This window comes from Olivibacter sp. XZL3, from assembly GCF_004368405.1.
Classification (GTDB): domain Bacteria; phylum Bacteroidota; class Bacteroidia; order Sphingobacteriales; family Sphingobacteriaceae; genus Olivibacter.
Genome location: NZ_SBJH01000008.1, coordinates 215,833 through 235,706 on the forward strand (window position 1 = coordinate 215,833; position 19,874 = coordinate 235,706).

The following is a 19,874-nucleotide window of genomic DNA, read 5'->3' on the forward strand; positions in this document are numbered from 1 at the left end:
TACTATTAAGTAAACAATGGGTTAGATCCCTTCGAAGTCGGAGCCCTTTTCCCTTAATGCTGCTAAACGCGGAGAAACGCTTTTAATTTCGGGATTTGGATAATCGTCTTCAATCAGGCCGTCTCTCATACGAACGATTCGATGTGCATGTTGTGCGATATCTTCTTCGTGCGTTACTAAAACGATGGTGTTGCCTTTAGAATGGATTTCTTCCAGCAGACCCATAATTTCAACGGAAGTTTTAGTATCAAGGTTCCCTGTGGGCTCATCTGCCAAAATAATGGAAGGGTCATTTATCAATGCACGGGCGATCGCCACACGTTGCCGTTGTCCGCCCGATAACTCATTTGGCTTGTGATCCACACGATTGCCGAGATTTACGCTTTCCAGCGCCTTCTGTGCTTTTTCGTTTCTTTCGGCTTTACTCAAGCCTGCGTAAATCAAAGGCAGTGCGACATTATCTAAAGAGGTAGAACGAGGCAACAGGTTGAATGTTTGGAAAACAAATCCTATTTCCTTGTTGCGGACTTCTGCGAGTTCATCGTCTGTCATGTCGCTTACTTTTGTGCCGTTTAGAATATACTCCCCTCTAGTGGGCGTGTCTAAACAGCCTAAGATGTTCATCAAGGTAGACTTTCCAGAGCCCGACGGACCCATAAGTGCGACGAATTCGCCTTTATTAATCTGCAGCGTGACCGATTTTAAAGCGTGGATGGTCTCGGCTCCGATGACGTATTTTCTTCCTATCTCTTTGATATCTATAAGCGCTAGTGACATAAAGTTAGTGATATAGCAATGAGACTTCAGAAAGGCTAATTTGTTACACCTACGTCGGAATTTAAATGCTTGTCAAATAGTGAACGGACATGATCCCGTAGGAGATCTGCCTCTCCGAGTCCGAGCGTCCGCGTTTCTATCGGTTCCAGTACTTCTATAAAGCAACGGCCAGGCTGGCTGCCGTTCATACCACCGTCCCATAAAAGCCTCCATAGCTCATGAATAACTACCGGAAGTATCGGCGCCTGATTCGCTATCGCCAATTTAAAGGCACCGTTTTTGAAGGCTTGCAAAACCGGAGGAAAAGTGTCTTCTATTTTTCCTTCCGGGAAAATTACAATGCTTCGCCCCTCTCCCAGCTTTTGCTGTGCCGCCTTAAAGGCTTTATACGAAGATATTTTACTATTCCGATCGACAGCAATGTCAATCGTTTTAAAAAACATGCGGGTGATAGGGTTCGCCAAAAGTTCGATTTTTCCCATAAAGATAATCTCCTGTTTACACAGAATGGCCAGTGCAGATATATCTAAGATGGACGTATGATTTGCGCAAATGATGTACGGGCGGCTCCAGTCGATACTACCCGGTGTTTTTATACTGAAATAGAACCCGCTGCAAAACGTGCTCAATTTGGCAATGCCTCTGCGAATGCGTGCCATGAGGGAAAAGTTCTTTTGCGGGTCTTTAGCAGCTAGCCATAAAACAGGATAAAATAAAGTGAAAAAAAAGATCACCCAAAAAACATAGATTCCAAAGTGTATTTTTTTAACTAATCTTTTTGACATACAAAATTTAAGATGTCATGCTAAGACGCTTTCGAATCTTTATTGTCGCCCGTCGCTGCTGTGCGCTTGTTTCGAAATTTATCGTTTCCCTTTTTAAAGTTCGAACGTTTCTTTCTTTTTTTATTTTGCAAGGGAATGATCTGCGGGCCTTCGCCAAGAAACTCCGGGAGCTGGACCTCTTCCACTGTGCGATCCATCATTTTTTCTATTGCCTCGAGCTTTCTAAAATCGCGGTTATTAACAAAAGTGATCGCTGTACCGGTGCGTTCCGCTCGTGCTGTTCGGCCGATACGGTGGATATAATCTTCGGGATCAGAAGGTACGTCGTAATTGACAACTAAATCGATCCCCTCTATATCGATCCCTCTCGAAAGCACATCCGTACCAACTAATATATTCAACTTACGGTTTTTGAAGTCGAGTAGAATTTGTTCACGCTCGTCCTGTTGAAGGTCTGAATGGAAAGCTTTTACTTTCAGCGCGCTTTTAAACAACTCCTTTTCCAACAATTTAACATGGTCTTTGGTGCCACAGAAAATGATGATGCTGTTAAAGCTGTCAGCCTCCAGAATGTGTTTGAGCAAGCTTACTTTTTGTTCATCGAAGGCTCTATAATACTGTTGTTTAATCTTTTCGGCAGGTTGGGAAATGGCAATATTTACTTGCTGCGGATTCTTCAATAGCGCTTTGGCAAACACGCGTATCTTTTGAGGCATGGTTGCGGAGAAAAGCAAGGTTTGTTTCTGCTCCGGCAGCTGTCGCACAATCCGTAATATGTCATCCTTAAAACCCATGTCGAGCATACGGTCCGCTTCGTCCAGGATCAGGCAATTGATTTTTTCCAACCTTACTGTACCCGAAGACATGTGGGCGATGAGTCGCCCCGGCGTAGCGATGACGATGTCCACGCCTTCCCTCAATGAACGCCTTTGCTGCTCATACCCTATGCCGTCTCCTCCCCCATACACTGCAATCGAAGTGATTCCGGTAAAATAGGCTAAACCCTGAATCTGTTGATCAATTTGTAAGGCCAGTTCTCTTGTTGGAGCGAGTATTAAGGCGCTTATTGAAGGTCTGTCGTCGTTTTTACAAATCGCATCCATTAATGGTAAGAGGTAGGATGCTGTTTTACCTGTGCCGGTTTGTGCACAAGCGATGAGGTCATGTTTCTTTGCGATGATCGGTATGGATTGCTCTTGTATGGGCGTTGGTGTTTTAAAGCCCATACTCATGAGTCCTTCTAAAAGCCTATCATCAAAATTAAATTCTTTAAAATCCAAAATGTATTGTTTTGATTATGACCGTAAAAATAGTAATATTATTTGGTATTATAGGCATGAGCTATAAGGTGTAAGGCAGGATGCATTCAAGCACTTACCTGCATTTGCCAATAATTAATTAATAGATGACAAAAAAGACCAAAAAAAATTCTACTTTTGTACCCCGTACAAGAACATGCTGTCATAACATTACATAATAAACAGCAATAATTTTCCATTTTTTATATCATGACCAAATACATCTTTGTCACGGGCGGTGTTACTTCATCTTTAGGTAAAGGAATTATTTCAGCTTCACTTGCCAAACTACTTCAGGCGAGAGGATACCGGGTTACTATCCAGAAGTTTGATCCGTATATCAACATAGATCCCGGCACACTGAACCCCTATGAACACGGCGAATGCTATGTAACGGAAGACGGTGCTGAAACCGACCTCGATTTGGGGCACTATGAGCGATTTTTGAATACGCCGACCTCACAAGCCAACAACGTGACAACCGGTCGAATTTACCAACATGTGATTGAGCGCGAACGGGCTGGCGACTATCTAGGAAAAACCGTTCAGGTGGTACCCCATATCACCGACGAAATTAAACGAAGGATGCGTTTGTTGGGTGAAAGTGGCGAATACGATATCGTTATTACGGAATTGGGTGGTACCGTAGGCGACATCGAATCGTTGCCATTTATTGAAGCGGTAAGACAACTACGTTGGGAGCTGGGCAGCAATGATTCATTGGTTATTCACCTTACCCTTGTGCCCTACCTTGCTGCTGCAGGCGAGTTGAAAACAAAGCCCACACAACACTCGGTTAAAATGTTGCTGGAGTACGGTATACAGCCAGATATTTTGGTTTGTCGTACCGAACACCGCATTGGCCATGATATTCGCAAAAAGATAGCACTGTTTTGCAATGTGAATATCAATGCTGTCATTGAATCAGCTGATGCTTCATCGATCTACGACGTGCCCCTTTTAATGTTAAAGGAGCAACTCGATAAAACCGTATTGGCTAAGCTTAAACTTTCCAACAAAAACGAGCCGGATTTAGAGAATTGGAAGGCCTTCCTGGGCAGGGTGAAAAACCCGACAGCCGAAGTTAAAATAGGTCTGGTAGGGAAATATGTAGAGCTTCCAGATGCTTATAAATCAATTAATGAATCCTTTATTCATGCCGGCGCCCAAAACGAATGTAAGGTTTCAGTACGTAGTATTGCTGCTGAAAGCATCAACGACGAGAACGTTGAAGAAAAATTAAAAGGGCTGGACGGTGTGCTCGTCGCCCCTGGTTTCGGAGAGCGCGGCTTAGAAGGCAAGATCGCAGCTATTAAGTATGTGCGTGAGCATAATATTCCATTTTTCGGTATCTGCTTGGGTATGCAGGTAGCAGTGATCGAATTTGCGAGAAACGTATTGGGTTTAAAAGACGCGAACAGCTATGAAATGGATAAGAAAACAAAGCATCCGGTGATTAACCTGATGGAAGATCAGAAGAACATCACCAATATGGGCGGTACGATGCGCCTAGGAGCTTATCCTTGTGAACTTAAGAAGGGAACGCGAGCTGCTTCGATTTATGGAAAACAGCGTATCAGCGAGCGTCATAGACATCGTTACGAATTTAATAACGACTATTTAAAGCAATATGAAGAAGCGGGAATGGTGGCTTCCGGGATCAATCCGGATAATAATTTAGTGGAAATTATCGAGCTAAAAGATCACCCGTTTTTTGTGGGTGGACAATTTCACCCGGAATTAAAATCGACGGTGGCAAATCCTCATCCACTTTTTGTTAACTTTGTGGCCGCTTCTTTAATAAAAGCCGGAAAAAGGTAACAATTGGAAGTAAAAAATAGTCAAAGTTCAAATAAATATATTTTAGACTGATTCAGTAATATTAAAAGATGGATAGAAATACCTTTACTGGCCTGTTCCTGATTATGATCATCTTGGCAGGTTCGGTATTTTTTATGAAACCCTCGGAAGAGGAGATTAAAAGAGAACAGCAGCTACAGGATTCCATAGCGCGCGGAAAATCGCCGGAAGCGAAAAGCACGGACAGCTTATTTGCCGCTCAACAAGGCGTGGAAGCTTCCACTGTCGACTCGACCCAAATGGCCGGACCGTTTGGTGGAGCGAAAGTCGGAACTGAAGATATTATTACGCTTGAAAACGAATTTATCAAAGCCAATATCAGTACGAAAGGTGGGCGCGTTAAATCCGTTGAGGTAAAAGGTGAGAAAGACTATTTAGGTAAACCGTTGGTATTATTCAGCGGTGAAAAAAATCGTTTTGGCTTGCAGTTTTCTACTGGGGGTGTCAATATCAACACGAACGATTTTTACTTTACGCCGCAGACAAAACAGTCGCTTATTGTAAAGAACACGGATTCTGCTTCTTTAGTGATGCGTTTGGTATATGCTGAAGGCAAATATATTGACTACATCTATAGCTTGCAGGGAAATAGTTATCGACTCGGGTTTACAGTCGTAACAAAAGGAATGCAAGACGTTGTAGCGCCTGCTGAATCGAAGCTGGTTTTAAATTGGCAAGCCGACCTTCCGCAAAAAGAGAAGGATATGAAGGATGAGCGGAATCGTTCTACGGCTTATTTCAAGGAGTTTGAAGGTGATGTCGAAGAATTAAGTACCACAAAAGATGAAACCAAAGAGCTAGGAAAGACCGATTGGATATCCTTTAAGCAGCATTATTTTTCGAATGTATTGATTGCAGAAAAAGGCTTCGGTAGCGGTTCTCTAAAGGTTACGACCGTTAACAGCGATGAAATTGTAAAGTCTTTCGCTGCAAACATGGATCTCGATTTTAACAGGCAGGATATGAATACTTATCCGATGTCTTTCTATTTCGGGCCGAATAAATTCAGTATTCTGAAGGATCAAGGGCACGATTTAGAAAAGCAGATCAATATGGGATGGGGACCGATGAAATGGATCAACCGCTTTATAACCTTACCCGTATTTAACTTGTTGGAAGGTTTTAATTGGAATTACGGGCTTATTATATTGGTATTGACGGTTTTGTTAAAACTTGTGTTATCTCCGCTCACTTACAAGTCTTACGTTTCAATGGCTAAAATGCGGGTGCTCAAGCCGGAGATGGACGAAATCAAAGCCAAGGTAGGAGAAGATAATCAAACCCTATTGCAACAGGAATACCTCAAGCTGTACAAACAAGCCGGTGTGAATCCCATGGGTGGTTGTATCCCGATGCTCTTACAGATGCCTTTCATGATTGCTTTCTTCTTTTTCTTCCCCAACTTGTTTGAGTTGAGAGGTGAAAGCTTTTTATGGATGAAGGACCTTTCCACCTACGATTCGATCATCAGCTTCCCGACGATACCGCTTATTAACATCAATCACATTAGTTTGATGTGTATATTGATGACCTGCGCCACGCTGGTGTCTACTTGGTACAACAACATGGTATCAGGTGCTACCGGACAAATGAAGTATATTGGTTATTTTATGCCTTTGATCTTTTTCTTTGTCTTAAATAGCTATCCCGCTGGTCTGAACTACTATTATTTCTTGTCAACGTGTTTCACTTTTGTCATCCAGTTCTTCATCAGACAATCGATTAACGATGAAAAGATCCACGCCATGATTCAGGCTAATAAAAAGAAGCCGGAAACGAGTAAAAAGTCTACCTTCCAAAAACGGATGGAGGATTATATGCGTCAGCAACAACAGGCGAACAAGAACAAAAAATAAGCTTACTCACTGAAATTCATAGGAGGCTGCCTAAAAAGCGTTGACGCCATTTCGATCGGCTCAGAAACGACTTTTTAGACAGCCTTTTTTGTTTAAGCAAAAGTACTTATATTGGAAACCTAAGGTCTTTATATGGAAACGGCAAAGCTACTTCAAGCGATTATTCATAACGCTATCGACGGTATTATTACGATCGACAATAAAGGAGTTGTCGAATCCATTAATCCGGCGGCGCTGTCTTTGTTTGGATATGAGCATGAAAGAGAAATCATCGGAAATAACGTTTCTGTATTGATGCCTGAACCCGACCGCACCCGGCATGATTCCTACATTCACAACTACCTGACAACGGGCGTTAGGCATATCATTGGCATAGGTCGGGAGGTCCGAGGTAAGCGGAAAGACGGGTCGACATTCCCTTTTCGGTTAGCGGTGAGCGAGGTCAGCTATAGGGATAGGAAGATTTTTACGGGGTTCATTCATGATCTTTCCAGACAGAAAGAGGCCGAGGAAAAACTGAAAGAGTATACCGCGCAGTTGGAGAAGAAGGTTACCGAGCGGACAAAAGACTTAATTAAACTCATTAGCGAGCTGGAGGAGGCCAAGGCGGATGTCAGCCTGTCTTTGGAAAAAGAAAAAGATCTGAATCAGATGAAGTCCCGATTCGTTTCAATGGCATCGCACGAATTTAGAACGCCCTTGAGCTCCGTACAGCTTTCTGCCTCTTTAATTGAAAAGTACCTTGATAAACGCGATTTTGATAATATTACGAAACATACCAACAAAATTAAAGGATCCGTTCAGCTGCTTACGACTATTTTGAACGACTTCCTCTCGTTAGAGCGTTTAGAAGCCGGGAAAGTGACTGCTGTTCCGGAGGAGGTCAACATTGTCAAACTGGCAGAGGAAATTATTGAGGAGATGCAGCTTTTGGCAAAGCAAAATCAGCATATTGTTTATCAACATACCGGGGAAATCGGTACCTGCCGAATTGATCCAAATCTCTTAAAAAACAGTATTATTAATCTGATTTCTAACGCTATTAAGTACTCGGGAGAAAATACTTTCATCGAATTTAATAGCGAAATACAAAAGGATCGCTGTATCATCACCGTTAAAGATAATGGGATTGGCATCCCCGACGATGAACAGAAAAGTTTATTTGAGCCCTTTTTCCGGGCTAATAATACGGGAAATATACCGGGAACCGGCTTAGGTTTGAATATTGTGAAGCGCTATGCCCATTTGATGGGGGGCGAAGTAACTTGTGTCAGTGAGATCAATAAAGGAACAACCTTTACGCTCACCTTTAATAGCTGATTTGACTGAGTGCGGCTAATGCACAAGGGGATAAAAATGCAGGTTTGGTTTCATAAGGTATTAAAAAAACAAATTACTCTAGAATGAAAACAGTATTAATTGTTGAAGACAACGATGATATTAGAGAAAGTACCGCCGAGATATTAACGCTCGCGGGATACAATGTCTTCACTGCACCTGAAGGAAGATCGGGTGTTGATTTAGCGCTTAAATCGAAACCTGACATTATTCTCTGCGATATTATGATGCCTAATTTAGACGGTTATGGCGTTCTGTTTTTGCTGGGAAAGCACAAAGAAACGGCCGACATCCCCTTTATTTTCCTGACGGCAAAGGCCGAGCGTGCCGATATGCGCAAGGCGATGGAGATGGGCGCCGATGATTACCTTACAAAGCCTTTTGATGACGTAGAATTGCTCAATGCCATTGAAACCCGACTAAGAAAAAGAGACCTTACCGGCCATAAGCGAAGCTCCTACGCAATGAGCGAGGAAGATCAAAACAAGCTGCTTAATGATTTACACCTTAAAGGCAGGGCAAAGAGCTATAAAAAGAAACAAAGCGTTTACGAAGAGGGCGACAATCCCTTGTACATCTATCAGGTTAAATCAGGGAAAGTTAGAAGTTACCTCTTTTACCACGACGGCCGGGAATTGTCTACCAATATCTTTACTGCCGGTGATTATTTCGGATACGAAGCCCTTCTGAGCCATGAAAAACATTCCGATAATACTGAAACGATCGAAGACAGTGAGATATCCTTAATTAATAAAGAGGTATTTTTTGAACTGTTGTATCAAAATCCTACGATCGCTCAAAAGTTTATCGGTCTCCTTTCTGAAAACATCAGAGGGAAAGACGAGCAATTATTACGCTTGGCCTATCATTCCGTGCGAAAGCGTGTTGCTGATGCGCTGGTAGTTGTTGCAAGAAAATTTTTGGAAGACCGCGATGCCGATGAATGCTTGATTCGCATTTCAAGAGACGACCTGGCTGCCATGGCCGGTACGGCTAACGAAACGATCAGTAGAACCTTGGCGGATTTTAAAGACGAGCAATTACTGTCGAAAGAAGGGAACGCTATCCGGGTTCACTCTATTCAAAAGCTAAGTAATATCAAACAATAAGCCTAAACTATTTCTTTTCATTGCTAGGCTGACACAGGCTTATGCTGTAAACAGAAACGCATCATATAAAAAAGTAATGAGTATTACTTTTTTATATGATGCGTTTCATCTCTTTACAAGTTGGTTCCTTTTAGTTTTGTACGAAGCTAAAAGGAATACTATTAACACAAACCAACACTATGAAGGCCATCGCTTACAGCATAAATGTAAATGAAAAAGAGCACCTTGTCAGATCCAACGCGAAAACGCACGACTTGACGCTTATCTCAAACGAGCTTAATGCTTCTACCCTGTCATATTGTGGTGGGAAAACCGTTATTATCGTATCCGGAAGGGATATTGTAGACCAAGCGTTGCTTCGTTCTCTTAAACAAATGGGCGTTAGATATATCGTTACGCGATCGAAGACTACCACCCATATAGATCTGCAAAGCGCTGCACAACTGGGTATTAAAGTAGCCAACAACGCCAGTGACGACCAATCGATAGAAAATACCGCTAAACAAACTATCCGCAATTTAGACCTATGGGAAGCTGGGCGTTGCGTGGGCCATTCCTGCTGTTGTTACGATTGTAATAACGTAAAAAACAATAGTTCAAGCAAAGTTTAACCTGATGGCATGGAAAAGCAGTTAATCGATTATATTAAAAAATACAATATTGCCGCGCCACGTTACACCAGCTATCCGACCGTTCCGCATTGGGATACGGCGAGCTGGACAACGGGAGCCTGGATTTCGGCGGTTCAAAGCGCTGCACTGGAGTCGGCCGGCGAAGTAAGTCTGTATATACACCTACCCTATTGCGAACGGTTATGCACCTATTGTGGCTGCAACACGCGGATTACCAAGAATCATCGTGTGGAACTTCCTTATATTGAATCTGTAATTAGCGAGTGGCGCCTATATTTGGAAAAATTGAATATAAAACCAAAAATAGTGGACCTCCATCTGGGCGGAGGTACGCCCACTTTTTTTAGTCCGGAAAACCTCGATTATCTAATTAAATCAATTTTACAAGAAGCGTCTGTTGGCGAGGATACAACTTTTTCTTTTGAGGCGCATCCTGCAAACACCACGCGTGAGCATCTGGAAGTATTGTTCGCTTTAGGATTTCGGCGTTTAAGCTTAGGTATACAGGATTTTGATTCAGAGGTACAACGTATTATTAACCGTAAACAAAGTCCGGATGACGTGATCCGTGTTATGCAGGAGGCGCGGCATATCGGTTATACTTCCATCAATTTCGACTTGATCTATGGCCTGCCTAAACAGACGTTGGGGGGCATACGGGATACCATCCAACAGGCGATTGCCATGCACCCCGACCGAATTGCCTTTTACAGCTATGCGCATGTTCCATGGATCAAACCCGGACAGCGTTTGTATACCGAAAACGATCTGCCTTCGGACGAAGCTAAGTTAGCATTTTACTATGCCGGAAAGGAGATGATCATCAACGCGGGTTACCTTGACATTGGCATGGATCACTTCGCTTTTCCGACAGACAGTTTAGCACTGGCGGCAACGGAGGGAAAGCTCCACCGGAATTTTATGGGTTATACGGATATCAAACCCTCCTTGCTTTTAGGGCTGGGCGTTTCGTCCATCAGCGATGCTGGAGCGGCGTATGCACAGAACGTTAAAAGCGTGGAGGAATATCGTGCACTGCTAAGTAAAGGCGAGTTTCCACTTTTCAAAGGGCATATACAAACCGCCAGCGATATAGACGTGAAGAAACAGATTCTCCACATTATGTGCGATGGAAAGCTTCCTCTCTCGGAATTTCAGCTTCCAACTGAAGTGTTGAAAAGATTGGAGCCTTTGATAGCCGACGGCTTCGTTTTACTTGAGCCTCATCGGCTCAGGGTAACAGCACTTGGGAGGTCTTTTTTACGCATCATCTGTATGGCATTTGATGAACGGTACCACGCCAACGAAGTAGATAGACCCTTATTTAGTAAAGCAGTATAGCCATGGATAAGTTGGAAACGGTACAAAAAGAGCAAACTTGTTTTCACTGCGGTGACGAGGTTAAACACCAAACTTATGAAGTGGATAACCATCGCTTTTGTTGTCTTGGATGCAAAAGTGTTTACTTGCTATTAAATGAGCACCAATTGTCGCGTTATTATCAATACAATGCGCACCCCGGTAGCTCCGTAAAGGAAGAAGCCAACCGCTACTTCTATTTAGAAGAAGAAAACATTTCCAAAAGCCTGCTGGATTTTCAGGATGAGCGAATGAGTATTGTAACACTTTATATACCAGGTATCCATTGCAGTTCTTGCATCTGGTTGTTGGAGAGTCTCCACAAGCTTCATGCAGGAGTTGCCAGTTCCCGAACTGATTTTTTACGCAAGGAAGTCCGTGTTACTTTTTATCACCAGCAGTTAAGTTTGAAACAATTAGTGGAATTATTGGCTTCAATTGGCTATCCGCCTGTGATCAGCTTGCAAGACACAACACAGGACAAAGTAGAGGAGCAAAAAAACCATCTTGTACGGAAGATTGCCGTCGCTGGCTTTTGTTTCGGCAACTCGATGATGATTAGTTTTCCCGAATATTTTGGAATTGGCGCTTTTGAGAAAGACTATGCTCAATTGTTCGGTTGGATCAATTTAACATTTGCCTTACCTGTTATGTTCTATAGCGGAAGCGATTATTTCGTTTCTAGCTTAAAAAGTTTAAAACAGCGTCGCCTAAACTTAGACGTTCCTTTGGCGCTGGGAATTTTGATCCTTTTTGTGCGTTCCGCCTGGGAAATTCTAAATGGAACTGGCGCTGGCTTTTCGGACACGCTCTGCGGATTAATCTTCTTTTTATTGGTTGGCAGATGGGTACAGCAAAAGACCTATCATCATCTTTCCTTTGAGCGGGATTACCGCTCTTATTTTCCGGTAGCGGTTACAAAAATTCATGAAGGGCAGGAAAAAACGGTCGCGCTTGCCAACATACAGGTCGGTGATCGCATTTTGATCCGGAACAATGAGATCGTTCCGGCCGATGCCATCTTACTAAAGGGTCAGGCTTGCATTGATTTTAGTTTTGTTACGGGCGAGTCGGTTCCGGTTGAGAAAGTACTCGGTGAAATCATTTATGCCGGCGGTCGGCAAACCGAACAGATTATTGAGTTAGAGGTAGTAAAACCAGTATCACAAAGTTATTTAACCAGTCTATGGAACGCTCCCGAACAAGCGGAAAGGAAAGTCTTTTTTCAATCTTTTAGCAATAAAATTAGCCGTTATTTTACACCAATTCTTCTGAGTATTGCCTTAGCAAGCGCATTCTTTTGGGGAAGCGCCGGTGATGCACAACGGGCCTGGTCGGCTTTTACAGCCGTTTTAATTATCGGTTGCCCCTGTGCATTGGCGCTGAGCTCTCCATTCACGCTTTCGGCTGTACTTAGCGTTTTTGACAGAAATGGTCTGTTTATGAAGGACACCTTGGCTATAGAAAAGATGGCTGAGATTAATACTCTCGTGTTCGATAAGACTGGAACAATCAGCACACTCAGCGACGACCGCTTTCACTTTGAGGGAAAATTGACGGCAATGGAAGCGTCTATGGTGTTTTCTGTATGCCGTAATTCCAATCATCCGCAGAGTCGGAAGATCGCAAAGGCGTTCGGCGAAACTTGCCGGATCCTACCGATGAGCTCTTACGTTGAGACGCCGGGAAGCGGAATTCAGGCTACCATAGCAGGCAAAGACATTTTAATTGGCAGCCGTTCGTTTGCTGCTACGGATAAGGATCTATTTAAAGTCGCCGGTACCTATGTACGTATTGACGGAGAAACCAAAGGTGTTTTTTGTGTAGAACAGAAGTGGCGGAGTGGCTTAGCATCGGTGATTTCCAACTTGAGCCATGGGTATCGCCTGCATTTATTATCGGGAGATGGTGAAAAGGATGCAAAGGCTTTATCCTTACTTTTTCCTCACAAAGAATATTTAAATTTTAATCAGTTGCCCGCCGATAAACTGTCTTATGTAGAAAAGTTACAGCACAACTGTCAAAAAGTGGCCATGATTGGTGATGGTTTGAATGACGCAGGCGCTCTAAAAAGCGCGGATTTAGGTATTGCGGTAAGTGACGATGTTAATAATTTTTCGCCCGCATGTGATGCGATTATGAGCGGCGCATCCTTCGAAAAATTACCTCGGTTTTTTGGCTTTGCCAAGCGGGCGATGCGTATTATATACAGCAGTTTTGTGATTTCCCTTTTATATAACTTATTGGGTATGTACTTTGCGACACAGGGCAGTTTATCTCCCTTGATTGCCGCTATCTTAATGCCGCTAAGTACAATTACGATTATAAGTTTCACGAGTCTGGCCACCCGGCTTTACGCTTATAAATATCATCTATAATGAGCGCCATATTTTTTCTGATCGGTTGCAGCGTGCTGATTGCTTTACTGTTTTTAGGCGCCTTTATTTGGGCCAATAAAAGCGGACAGCACGATGATACCTATACACCTGCTATTCGTGTTCTTTTCGAAGACGATTTCCCGTCTGAGGAGAAAGAACTTGATCGTCAGGTTAACCTGGGCGAAGAAAATAAGTGACAACAATCATCTTTTTGCCCAATCGGCGTCACTCGTAAGGAAGTGGAGCCGATGTACCTTTACCGCTGTAAAAATACTAAACTATGCACCTTGAAACATTTAATTACGATAACAAAATTGTAAGGAATTTCGGTATAGCAACCATTTTCTGGGGAATTGTCGGCATGTCAGTCGGCCTCCTGGTAGCTGTACAACTGGTATGGCCGTTCATGAATTTAAACAGTCCCTTTACCACCTTTGGACGCATTCGGCCTTTACACACCAATGCCGTTATTTTCGCCTTCGTAGGTAATGGCATTTTTATGGGGGTCTACTACTCGTTGCAGCGGCTTCTCAAAGCGCGGATGTATAGCGACCTACTGAGTCGCATTCACTTCTGGGGCTGGCAGCTCGTTATTTTGGCCGCCGCCATTACACTGCCACTGGGTTTTACCACATCACACGAGTATGCGGAGCTTGAATGGCCTATTGACATCGCTATAACCCTTATTTGGGTGGTTTTTGGTATCAATATGTTCGGTACCATCATCAAAAGACGCGAGCGCCATATGTATGTGGCTATCTGGTTTTATATTGCGACCTTTGTAACGATTGCGGTACTTCATATTGTAAACTCCGTTGAATTACCCATTTCGGCCTGGAAAAGTTACTATTTATATGCGGGTGTACAAGATGCTCTTGTACAATGGTGGTATGGTCATAACGCGGTCGCTTTCTTTTTGACAACCCCCTATTTGGGCATGATGTATTACTTTCTGCCTAAGATGGCCAATCGGCCAGTTTACTCGTATAAGCTTAGTATATTACATTTTTGGTCGCTCATCTTTATCTATATATGGGCCGGTCCGCACCATTTGTTATACACATCTTTGCCGGGTTGGGCGCAGTCATTAGGCGTTGTGTTTTCCATTATGCTCATTGCACCAAGTTGGGGAGGTATGATCAATGGCTTATTGACTTTACGCGGAGCGTGGGACAAAGTGCGTGCTGAACCTACCTTAAAGTTTATGGTCGTCGCCTTAACGGCTTATGGTATGGCCACTTTTGAAGGGCCTATGCTCTCTTTAAAGCAAGTAAATGCCATTGCTCACTTTACCGACTGGATTGTTGCGCACGTGCATGTTGGCGCATTGGGCTGGAACGGTTTTATGACCTTCGCCATCTTATATTGGGCAATACCGAGAATATACGGAACTACGTTATACTCTAAAAAATTAGCGAGCGTACACTTCTGGGTAGGTACCCTTGGCATTCTTTTTTACGCAATTCCGATGTATTGGGCGGCCGTGGTGCAAGGGCTTATGTGGAAAGAGTTTACTCCAGAAGGCGTTTTGAAGTACCCAAGCTTCTTAGCCACTACCCTACAAATTTTACCGATGCATATGTTACGGGCCGTTGGTGGTACGCTGTACCTGAGTGGTGCTTTATTGATGACATATAACCTCGTCCGTACGATGCGGAAAGGAAAGTTGATCGCAAATGAACCTGCTGAAGCGATGGCTTTAGCGCCTCTTCGCGTCAACGAGAAATCTACACATAGAAGATTAGAGAGAAAGCCAGCACTTTTCATGGTTCTTGCGCTGATCGTTATACTGATTGGCGGTATGGTGGAAATGATGCCAACTTTTATGATCTCGTCCAATGTGCCCACGATTAGCAGCGTGAAACCTTATACGCCACTGGAGCTTCAAGGGCGGGATATTTATATCCGGGAAGGCTGTGTAAACTGCCACTCGCAAACCATCCGTCCCTTCCGTTCAGAAACAGCCAGGTATGGCGAATACAGCAAAGCCGGTGAATTCGTATACGACCACCCTTTTCTCTGGGGATCAAAACGTACCGGGCCGGATCTGCATCGGGTGGGCAAAAAATATCCAAACAAGTGGCATTATGATCATTTGATGGATCCTACTATTACTTCGCCCGGTAGTATTATGCCTCCTTATCCTTGGTTGATCAGTCAGGAATTGGATACAACTAGTACTTCCAGTAAAATCATTGCCATGCGTAAATTAGGCGTTCCGTACCCTGACGGGTATGAACAGCAAGCGAACGCCGATTTGGTTAAGCAGGCAAAGTTGATCGCCGATGACCTGAAAGAAAATCAGGTTGATGTAATGAGTGACCGAGAAATTATTGCCATCGTGGCCTATCTCCAGCGGTTAGGAACCGATATAAAAGTAGCTGAAAAATAGATTTTTAAATATGTTTAAGCAAATAACTGATTTAGGAGGTAATGAGTGGTACCTTATTATCTCCCTATGGATATTCCTTGTCTTCTTTATTCTGGTTGCTGTGTTGCTTTTTAGAATGCGCAAGCCTTATAGCGATTATATGAGTCAGCTCCCATTGGAAGAAGAGGAAGCCAGACAAGGTATTAACTGACTAAAAACAACAGCATCGTATGAACAATTTTTTATTACGGATAGATCCTGTCGCAGCTGTGGAAAACAGCCTTGGTAGCGGAAATATCCATCGGGATATCTTAATTATTACCCTTTTGGTAGTAGCCTTGCTTGTGTTGGTCGCAGCTGTTGTGTTGCACAAAGCGTTTAAGACCCTTATTCGTGTCACCATGCCCGAGATCGAGTTAAGCGAAGCCGCTAGCGCTAAGGCAAGAAAAGCGGAGCGACGTGAGCGCTTGAAAATGCGGTGGAACAAACTAATGGGACTGCGGCCCTTGGCAGAGGAAGAGGACTTATTGATTGACCATGCCTATGACGGTATTAAAGAATTGGACAATCCCACTCCAGTGTGGTTTATGGGACTTTTTTATGCAACAATGGTCTTTGGTCTGGTTTACTTTTCCGTATATCATGTTTTTGGCTGGGGATTGAATCAGGACGACGAATATCAGCAGGAAATGTTAGTAGCGGAAAAGGAGCGTCAAGTATACCTGGCCAGTCAAGCCAATAATGTAGACGAAAACACGGTAGAAATAGACAATAGTGCCGAAATCTTGGCGGAAGGCAAGGCTGTATTTAATCAAAATTGCGTTGCTTGCCATGGGGCGCTGGGCGAAGGCGGAATTGGACCTAACCTAACGGATGCCTACTGGTTACATGGCGGTAGCATTAAAGCCGTATTCAAGACAATTAAACGAGGTGTTCCGGATAAGGGTATGATTGCCTGGGAACAACAATTGTCGCCGGGACAGATCGCTCAAGTGGCCAATTACATTTTGTCGCTGCAAGGTACCACGCCACCAAACGCTAAAGCGCCTCAGGGCGATCTCGATACAGAGGCGAGCGTGGTGAACTAATGATTGAAAGTTAATAAGCAAAGCACATGAAGAGCACGTCTTTATCGGTTGATGCGCAAAAGGAAAAGCGTCGGTGGATCTACGCCAAAAAAGTGTCGGGCAGTTATTTCGCATATAGGCAATACGTCGGATACACTTTATTAGCATTGCTCCTATCGGCGCCCTTCCTTAAAATAGGTGGAGAGCCATTGCTTATGTTCAAAATTATTGAGCGCAAGTTCTTTGTCTTCGGTTCGGTTTTCTATCCGCAGGATCTGCACATTTTCGTGTTTGGAATGCTGATTGCCATGGTTTGTATTGTGCTATTTACGGTAGTATATGGTAGGATCTGGTGCGGTTGGGCTTGTCCGCAAACCATTTTTATGGAGTTAATTTTCCGACGTATAGAGTACTGGATCGAGGGTGATGCGAATCAACAGCGACGGCTGAACAAGGGGAGTTGGACAAAGGAAAAACTTATAAAAAAGGTATCGAAGCATGCTGTCTTCTTTTTGATTTCCTTTCTGATTGCGAACCTTTTTTTAAGCTATATCATTGGCGTTGATGCACTTGTAGGCATCATCACTGATCCTGTGCAAAGTCATTTTGCCGGTTTTGTGTCCATCATGTTGTTTACGCTCGTCTTTTATGCGGTATTTGCCTTTGCGAGGGAAATAGTATGCACCACTATTTGTCCTTACGGCCGATTGCAAGGTGTGCTTTTAGACGACCAAAGCATTTCTGTCGCATATCACTATAGGCGTGGAGAGCCTCGCGGTAGCATTCGAAAAGCGCAGGCGGACAAAACGCTGGGGGATTGTGTGGACTGCAACTTATGTGTTCAGGTCTGTCCTACCGGAATAGATATCAGAAACGGAATACAGATGGAATGCATTAATTGCACGGCCTGTATGGACGCCTGTGACGGTGTTATGGAGAAGGTTCGCCGACCGAAAGGACTGATAGGGTTCTATTCGCAAAAGGAAATCGAATTTGGCCCTGAACGGAAGAAGAATGTGCGAGCCATTGCGTACAGCGTAGTATTATTGGTGCTCGTCGGAATTTTTTGCGGTTTGATCTTAAATAGAAGTGTTGTGGACGGAACCTTACTCAGAGCGAGCGGCACCAGCTATATTTTCAGAGATGATGGGACGGTGACCAATTTATATAATATGGAACTTACGAACAAGTCGTCTAAGAAGATTCCTTTTGGGATCAGCAGTGCAGACAGACGCTTTCAGGTACAAGTGTTGAGCGATAAAAAGATGTTGGCTGCAGGCGAAACGCTGCGATTTTCTCTATTCCTTATTATACCGAAAAAAGAAGTTGGCACCTACAAAACCAGCGTGAAGCTCTGTATCGGCTCCGAAGGAAAGGTGATAAAGAAAATGAAAACGAACTTCGTGGCGCCTCCGGTAGCTCAGCAAAGAGGGGCGAACTGAAAGAGTAGACTGTAAATTTAGATAACACCATATGAACTGGGGAATGAAGATTGTAATAGGGATGGCATTAGCCATGTCATCCATTGTAGCTACCGGCATTTACATGGTAAGCAAAGACACAGACAGTTTGGAAGAGGCAGATTATTACGAAAAGGGTTTAAACTATGAACAAGCCTATGAAAAGAAAGAGAACGTTGTTCGCTATCAGCGGAAAGTGAGTTTAGACATTTTGGGTGACAGCTTGGTGATTTCGTTTGCCGAAGTCAACAATAAAGGGACGATTGAATTCTTAAGACCTTCCAACAGGTCATTAGACCAACAAATCCCGTTTTCTACCCTACAGTCGTCCTACACAGTTCCCCTCGGCCGCCTTAAGCAAGGCTTATGGCATATTAAGTTAAGTTGGGAAAGTAATACGAGATCTTATTTCCAGGAGGAAAATCTGTATTTAAATTAAAATAAATCTGTAAACACCCTGAATATATGGTACTTGCCTTTTTCATCGGATTGATAGCCAGTGTGCACTGCGTAGGGATGTGCGGGCCGCTGATGTTTGCATTGCCTATCGAAGGCGGTTCTTGGTTTCATCATTTGAGTCCTCAATTGCTGTATCAGTCTGGCAGGATTTTGAGTTACAGTTTTTTAGGTTTTCTGTTAGGGATGCTTGGTGCAGGGGCCGCTCTAAAAGGATGGCAGCAATATGCAAGTTTGCTCAGCGGGAGCATCTTGGTTTTACTGGCATTTTTCTATTTTATGCAGCGCTATGGTTTTGGACGCCGCTCTTACGGAGATGCTTTCATTCAACCGCTGTTAAATAAAATGGGTTTTTGGCTGCGACGCCCCGGAGGCCACTTTATGGTAGGCATATTGAATGGTTTCTTGCCTTGCGGAATGGTTTATTTAGCCTTGGCCACCGCGCTAAACACGGGATCTCCCTTAAACGGTGCCCTTTTCATGGCGTTATTCGGACTGGGAACTATGCCATTATTGCTTTTAACAACTACTTTTGGCCGTTACTTCATGGGGCGACACCTAAAGGTGCGATTTGCGAGTCTCCTTCCTGTGCTGTTTTTGGTTATGGGCATTTGGTTTATCCTTCGAGGTGCTAACCTTAACATCGCCTACTTAAGTCCGCTTCTCTATCCAGAATCAGGCGGCATGTTCTGTCGGTAGTTTATTTTCGAAATAGCCGTTTAAAAAAGCTGCTTTTCATTCCGACAAACCAGTCGTCTCCCCTTTTTTCCAAGCTATAGGTATTAATATAATTGCCCTGTCCTATTGCGCCGCGGCCGGTTGACAGATCAAAAGCATGGCGGTGGTACGGACATATTAACTGTTTGTTTTCACACCAGCCTGTACTCAAATCCGCGCCGGCATGTGGGCATTTCCAGGCCACGGCAAAAAGCTCCTGGTCGTAATTGACCAGACAAATTGTTTTCCCAGCAATGCTGAGCTTGGTAATGCTATTTAATGCTGGCATCGATGCTTTGTCGATTTTATACCAATGGATCATGCTTTATTATTTGTTATTGGTCATTTCTGATTGCTCCGTGCTATATGCTGAATCATTCTCTTTAGGTGAATTTAATGAAAAATTATTAA

Annotated in this window: 18 protein-coding genes; 14 read left to right on the forward strand and 4 right to left on the reverse strand. The window is 43.6% G+C overall.

The genetic code is table 11. The features are described from left to right. Positions 1 to 21: 21 nt before the first annotated feature. The 3 genes from EPX21_RS03380 to EPX21_RS03390 are packed head-to-tail and all read right to left on the reverse strand — an operon-like array spanning position 22 to position 2,842. Positions 22 to 777: an ABC transporter ATP-binding protein gene (locus EPX21_RS03380; RefSeq protein ID WP_134088274.1), complete on the reverse strand. Its 756-nt coding sequence runs from the start codon at positions 775 to 777 to the stop codon at positions 22 to 24. Positions 778 to 812: 35 nt separating this feature from the next. Then, positions 813 to 1,562, reverse strand: coding sequence for a 1-acyl-sn-glycerol-3-phosphate acyltransferase (locus tag EPX21_RS03385; RefSeq protein WP_134088275.1), 750 nt, complete (start codon positions 1,560 to 1,562; stop codon positions 813 to 815). A 20-nt stretch (positions 1,563 to 1,582) separates the two neighbouring features. Then, on the reverse strand, positions 1,583 to 2,842 hold the full coding sequence (locus tag EPX21_RS03390) for a DEAD/DEAH box helicase (protein ID WP_134088276.1): 1,260 nt from the start codon (positions 2,840 to 2,842) through the stop codon (positions 1,583 to 1,585). 228 nt (positions 2,843 to 3,070) lie between these two features. On the opposite strand from EPX21_RS03390, the gene EPX21_RS03395 reads away from it, so the two are divergent. The 14 genes from EPX21_RS03395 (at position 3,071) to EPX21_RS03460 (ending at position 19,445) form a co-directional block, all read left to right on the forward strand. Beyond that, on the forward strand, positions 3,071 to 4,681 hold the full coding sequence (locus EPX21_RS03395; protein ID WP_134088277.1) for a CTP synthase: 1,611 nt from the start codon (positions 3,071 to 3,073) through the stop codon (positions 4,679 to 4,681). 68 nt (positions 4,682 to 4,749) lie between these two features. Continuing rightward, positions 4,750 to 6,576: a membrane protein insertase YidC gene (yidC, locus tag EPX21_RS03400; RefSeq protein WP_134088278.1), complete on the forward strand. Its 1,827-nt coding sequence runs from the start codon at positions 4,750 to 4,752 to the stop codon at positions 6,574 to 6,576. 132 nt (positions 6,577 to 6,708) lie between these two features. Next, positions 6,709 to 7,896 carry a PAS domain-containing sensor histidine kinase gene (locus EPX21_RS03405; RefSeq protein ID WP_134088279.1) on the forward strand — a complete coding sequence of 396 codons (1,188 nt, stop codon included), beginning with the start codon at positions 6,709 to 6,711 and terminating at the stop codon, positions 7,894 to 7,896. An 83-nt stretch (positions 7,897 to 7,979) separates the two neighbouring features. After that, the gene (locus tag EPX21_RS03410; protein ID WP_134088280.1) at positions 7,980 to 9,023 is read left to right on the forward strand and encodes a response regulator; all 1,044 of its coding nucleotides are present in this window, start codon (positions 7,980 to 7,982) and stop codon (positions 9,021 to 9,023) included. Between the two features lie 179 nt (positions 9,024 to 9,202). Further along, positions 9,203 to 9,634, forward strand: a complete 432-nt coding sequence (locus tag EPX21_RS03415) for a lactate dehydrogenase (protein WP_134088281.1) — start codon at positions 9,203 to 9,205, stop codon at positions 9,632 to 9,634. A gap of 9 nt (positions 9,635 to 9,643) precedes the next feature. Then, the gene (hemN, locus tag EPX21_RS03420; RefSeq protein WP_134088282.1) at positions 9,644 to 10,996 is read left to right on the forward strand and encodes an oxygen-independent coproporphyrinogen III oxidase; all 1,353 of its coding nucleotides are present in this window, start codon (positions 9,644 to 9,646) and stop codon (positions 10,994 to 10,996) included. A 2-nt stretch (positions 10,997 to 10,998) separates the two neighbouring features. After that, positions 10,999 to 13,392 carry a heavy metal translocating P-type ATPase metal-binding domain-containing protein gene (locus EPX21_RS03425; RefSeq protein ID WP_134088283.1) on the forward strand — a complete coding sequence of 798 codons (2,394 nt, stop codon included), beginning with the start codon at positions 10,999 to 11,001 and terminating at the stop codon, positions 13,390 to 13,392. Next, positions 13,392 to 13,589, forward strand: coding sequence for a cbb3-type cytochrome oxidase assembly protein CcoS (gene ccoS, locus EPX21_RS03430; RefSeq protein WP_134088284.1), 198 nt, complete (start codon positions 13,392 to 13,394; stop codon positions 13,587 to 13,589). Before EPX21_RS03425 ends, ccoS begins: the two co-directional genes overlap by 1 nt. An 83-nt stretch (positions 13,590 to 13,672) precedes the next feature. Further along, complete coding sequence (gene ccoN, locus EPX21_RS03435) at positions 13,673 to 15,784, forward strand: cytochrome-c oxidase, cbb3-type subunit I (RefSeq protein ID WP_134088285.1); 2,112 nt, start codon at positions 13,673 to 13,675, stop codon at positions 15,782 to 15,784. Between the two features lie 10 nt (positions 15,785 to 15,794). Continuing rightward, the gene (locus EPX21_RS03440; protein WP_134088286.1) at positions 15,795 to 15,974 is read left to right on the forward strand and encodes a hypothetical protein; all 180 of its coding nucleotides are present in this window, start codon (positions 15,795 to 15,797) and stop codon (positions 15,972 to 15,974) included. 19 nt (positions 15,975 to 15,993) lie between these two features. Continuing rightward, positions 15,994 to 16,851, forward strand: a complete 858-nt coding sequence (locus EPX21_RS03445; protein ID WP_134088287.1) for a cbb3-type cytochrome c oxidase N-terminal domain-containing protein — start codon at positions 15,994 to 15,996, stop codon at positions 16,849 to 16,851. 26 nt (positions 16,852 to 16,877) lie between these two features. Continuing rightward, entirely contained in the window at positions 16,878 to 18,272 is a 1,395-nt protein-coding gene (gene ccoG / locus EPX21_RS03450) for a cytochrome c oxidase accessory protein CcoG (RefSeq protein WP_134088288.1), read from the forward strand. A 43-nt stretch (positions 18,273 to 18,315) separates the two neighbouring features. Continuing rightward, on the forward strand, positions 18,316 to 18,729 hold the full coding sequence (locus EPX21_RS03455) for a FixH family protein (protein WP_166670670.1): 414 nt from the start codon (positions 18,316 to 18,318) through the stop codon (positions 18,727 to 18,729). Positions 18,730 to 18,755: 26 nt separating this feature from the next. Then, positions 18,756 to 19,445 carry a sulfite exporter TauE/SafE family protein gene (locus tag EPX21_RS03460; RefSeq protein ID WP_134088290.1) on the forward strand — a complete coding sequence of 230 codons (690 nt, stop codon included), beginning with the start codon at positions 18,756 to 18,758 and terminating at the stop codon, positions 19,443 to 19,445. A 1-nt stretch (position 19,446) separates the two neighbouring features. Here the strand turns inward: EPX21_RS03460 and EPX21_RS03465 are convergent, their stop codons facing one another. Then, the gene (locus EPX21_RS03465) at positions 19,447 to 19,785 is read right to left on the reverse strand and encodes a Rieske 2Fe-2S domain-containing protein (RefSeq protein WP_134088291.1); all 339 of its coding nucleotides are present in this window, start codon (positions 19,783 to 19,785) and stop codon (positions 19,447 to 19,449) included. Positions 19,786 to 19,874: the final 89 nt, after the last annotated feature.

Excerpts from the sequence above, each read along its gene's own strand:
- EPX21_RS03380 (WP_134088274.1), bottom strand. The coding sequence starts at position 777 with ATGTCACTAGCGCTTATAGATATCAAAGAGATAGGAAGAAAATACGTC.
- EPX21_RS03415 (WP_134088281.1), top strand. The coding sequence starts at position 9,203 with ATGAAGGCCATCGCTTACAGCATAAATGTAAATGAAAAAGAGCACCTT.
- EPX21_RS03410 (WP_134088280.1), top strand. The coding sequence starts at position 7,980 with ATGAAAACAGTATTAATTGTTGAAGACAACGATGATATTAGAGAAAGT.
- EPX21_RS03460 (WP_134088290.1), top strand. The coding sequence starts at position 18,756 with ATGGTACTTGCCTTTTTCATCGGATTGATAGCCAGTGTGCACTGCGTA.
- EPX21_RS03465 (WP_134088291.1), bottom strand. The coding sequence starts at position 19,785 with ATGATCCATTGGTATAAAATCGACAAAGCATCGATGCCAGCATTAAAT.
- ccoG (WP_134088288.1), top strand. The coding sequence starts at position 16,878 with ATGAAGAGCACGTCTTTATCGGTTGATGCGCAAAAGGAAAAGCGTCGG.
- EPX21_RS03440 (WP_134088286.1), top strand. The coding sequence starts at position 15,795 with ATGTTTAAGCAAATAACTGATTTAGGAGGTAATGAGTGGTACCTTATT.
- yidC (WP_134088278.1), top strand. The coding sequence starts at position 4,750 with ATGGATAGAAATACCTTTACTGGCCTGTTCCTGATTATGATCATCTTG.
- ccoN (WP_134088285.1), top strand. The coding sequence starts at position 13,673 with ATGCACCTTGAAACATTTAATTACGATAACAAAATTGTAAGGAATTTC.
- EPX21_RS03425 (WP_134088283.1), top strand. The coding sequence starts at position 10,999 with ATGGATAAGTTGGAAACGGTACAAAAAGAGCAAACTTGTTTTCACTGC.
- EPX21_RS03455 (WP_166670670.1), top strand. The coding sequence starts at position 18,316 with ATGAAGATTGTAATAGGGATGGCATTAGCCATGTCATCCATTGTAGCT.
- EPX21_RS03385 (WP_134088275.1), bottom strand. The coding sequence starts at position 1,562 with ATGTCAAAAAGATTAGTTAAAAAAATACACTTTGGAATCTATGTTTTT.
- EPX21_RS03405 (WP_134088279.1), top strand. The coding sequence starts at position 6,709 with ATGGAAACGGCAAAGCTACTTCAAGCGATTATTCATAACGCTATCGAC.
- hemN (WP_134088282.1), top strand. The coding sequence starts at position 9,644 with ATGGAAAAGCAGTTAATCGATTATATTAAAAAATACAATATTGCCGCG.
- EPX21_RS03445 (WP_134088287.1), top strand. The coding sequence starts at position 15,994 with ATGAACAATTTTTTATTACGGATAGATCCTGTCGCAGCTGTGGAAAAC.
- EPX21_RS03395 (WP_134088277.1), top strand. The coding sequence starts at position 3,071 with ATGACCAAATACATCTTTGTCACGGGCGGTGTTACTTCATCTTTAGGT.
- ccoS (WP_134088284.1), top strand. The coding sequence starts at position 13,392 with ATGAGCGCCATATTTTTTCTGATCGGTTGCAGCGTGCTGATTGCTTTA.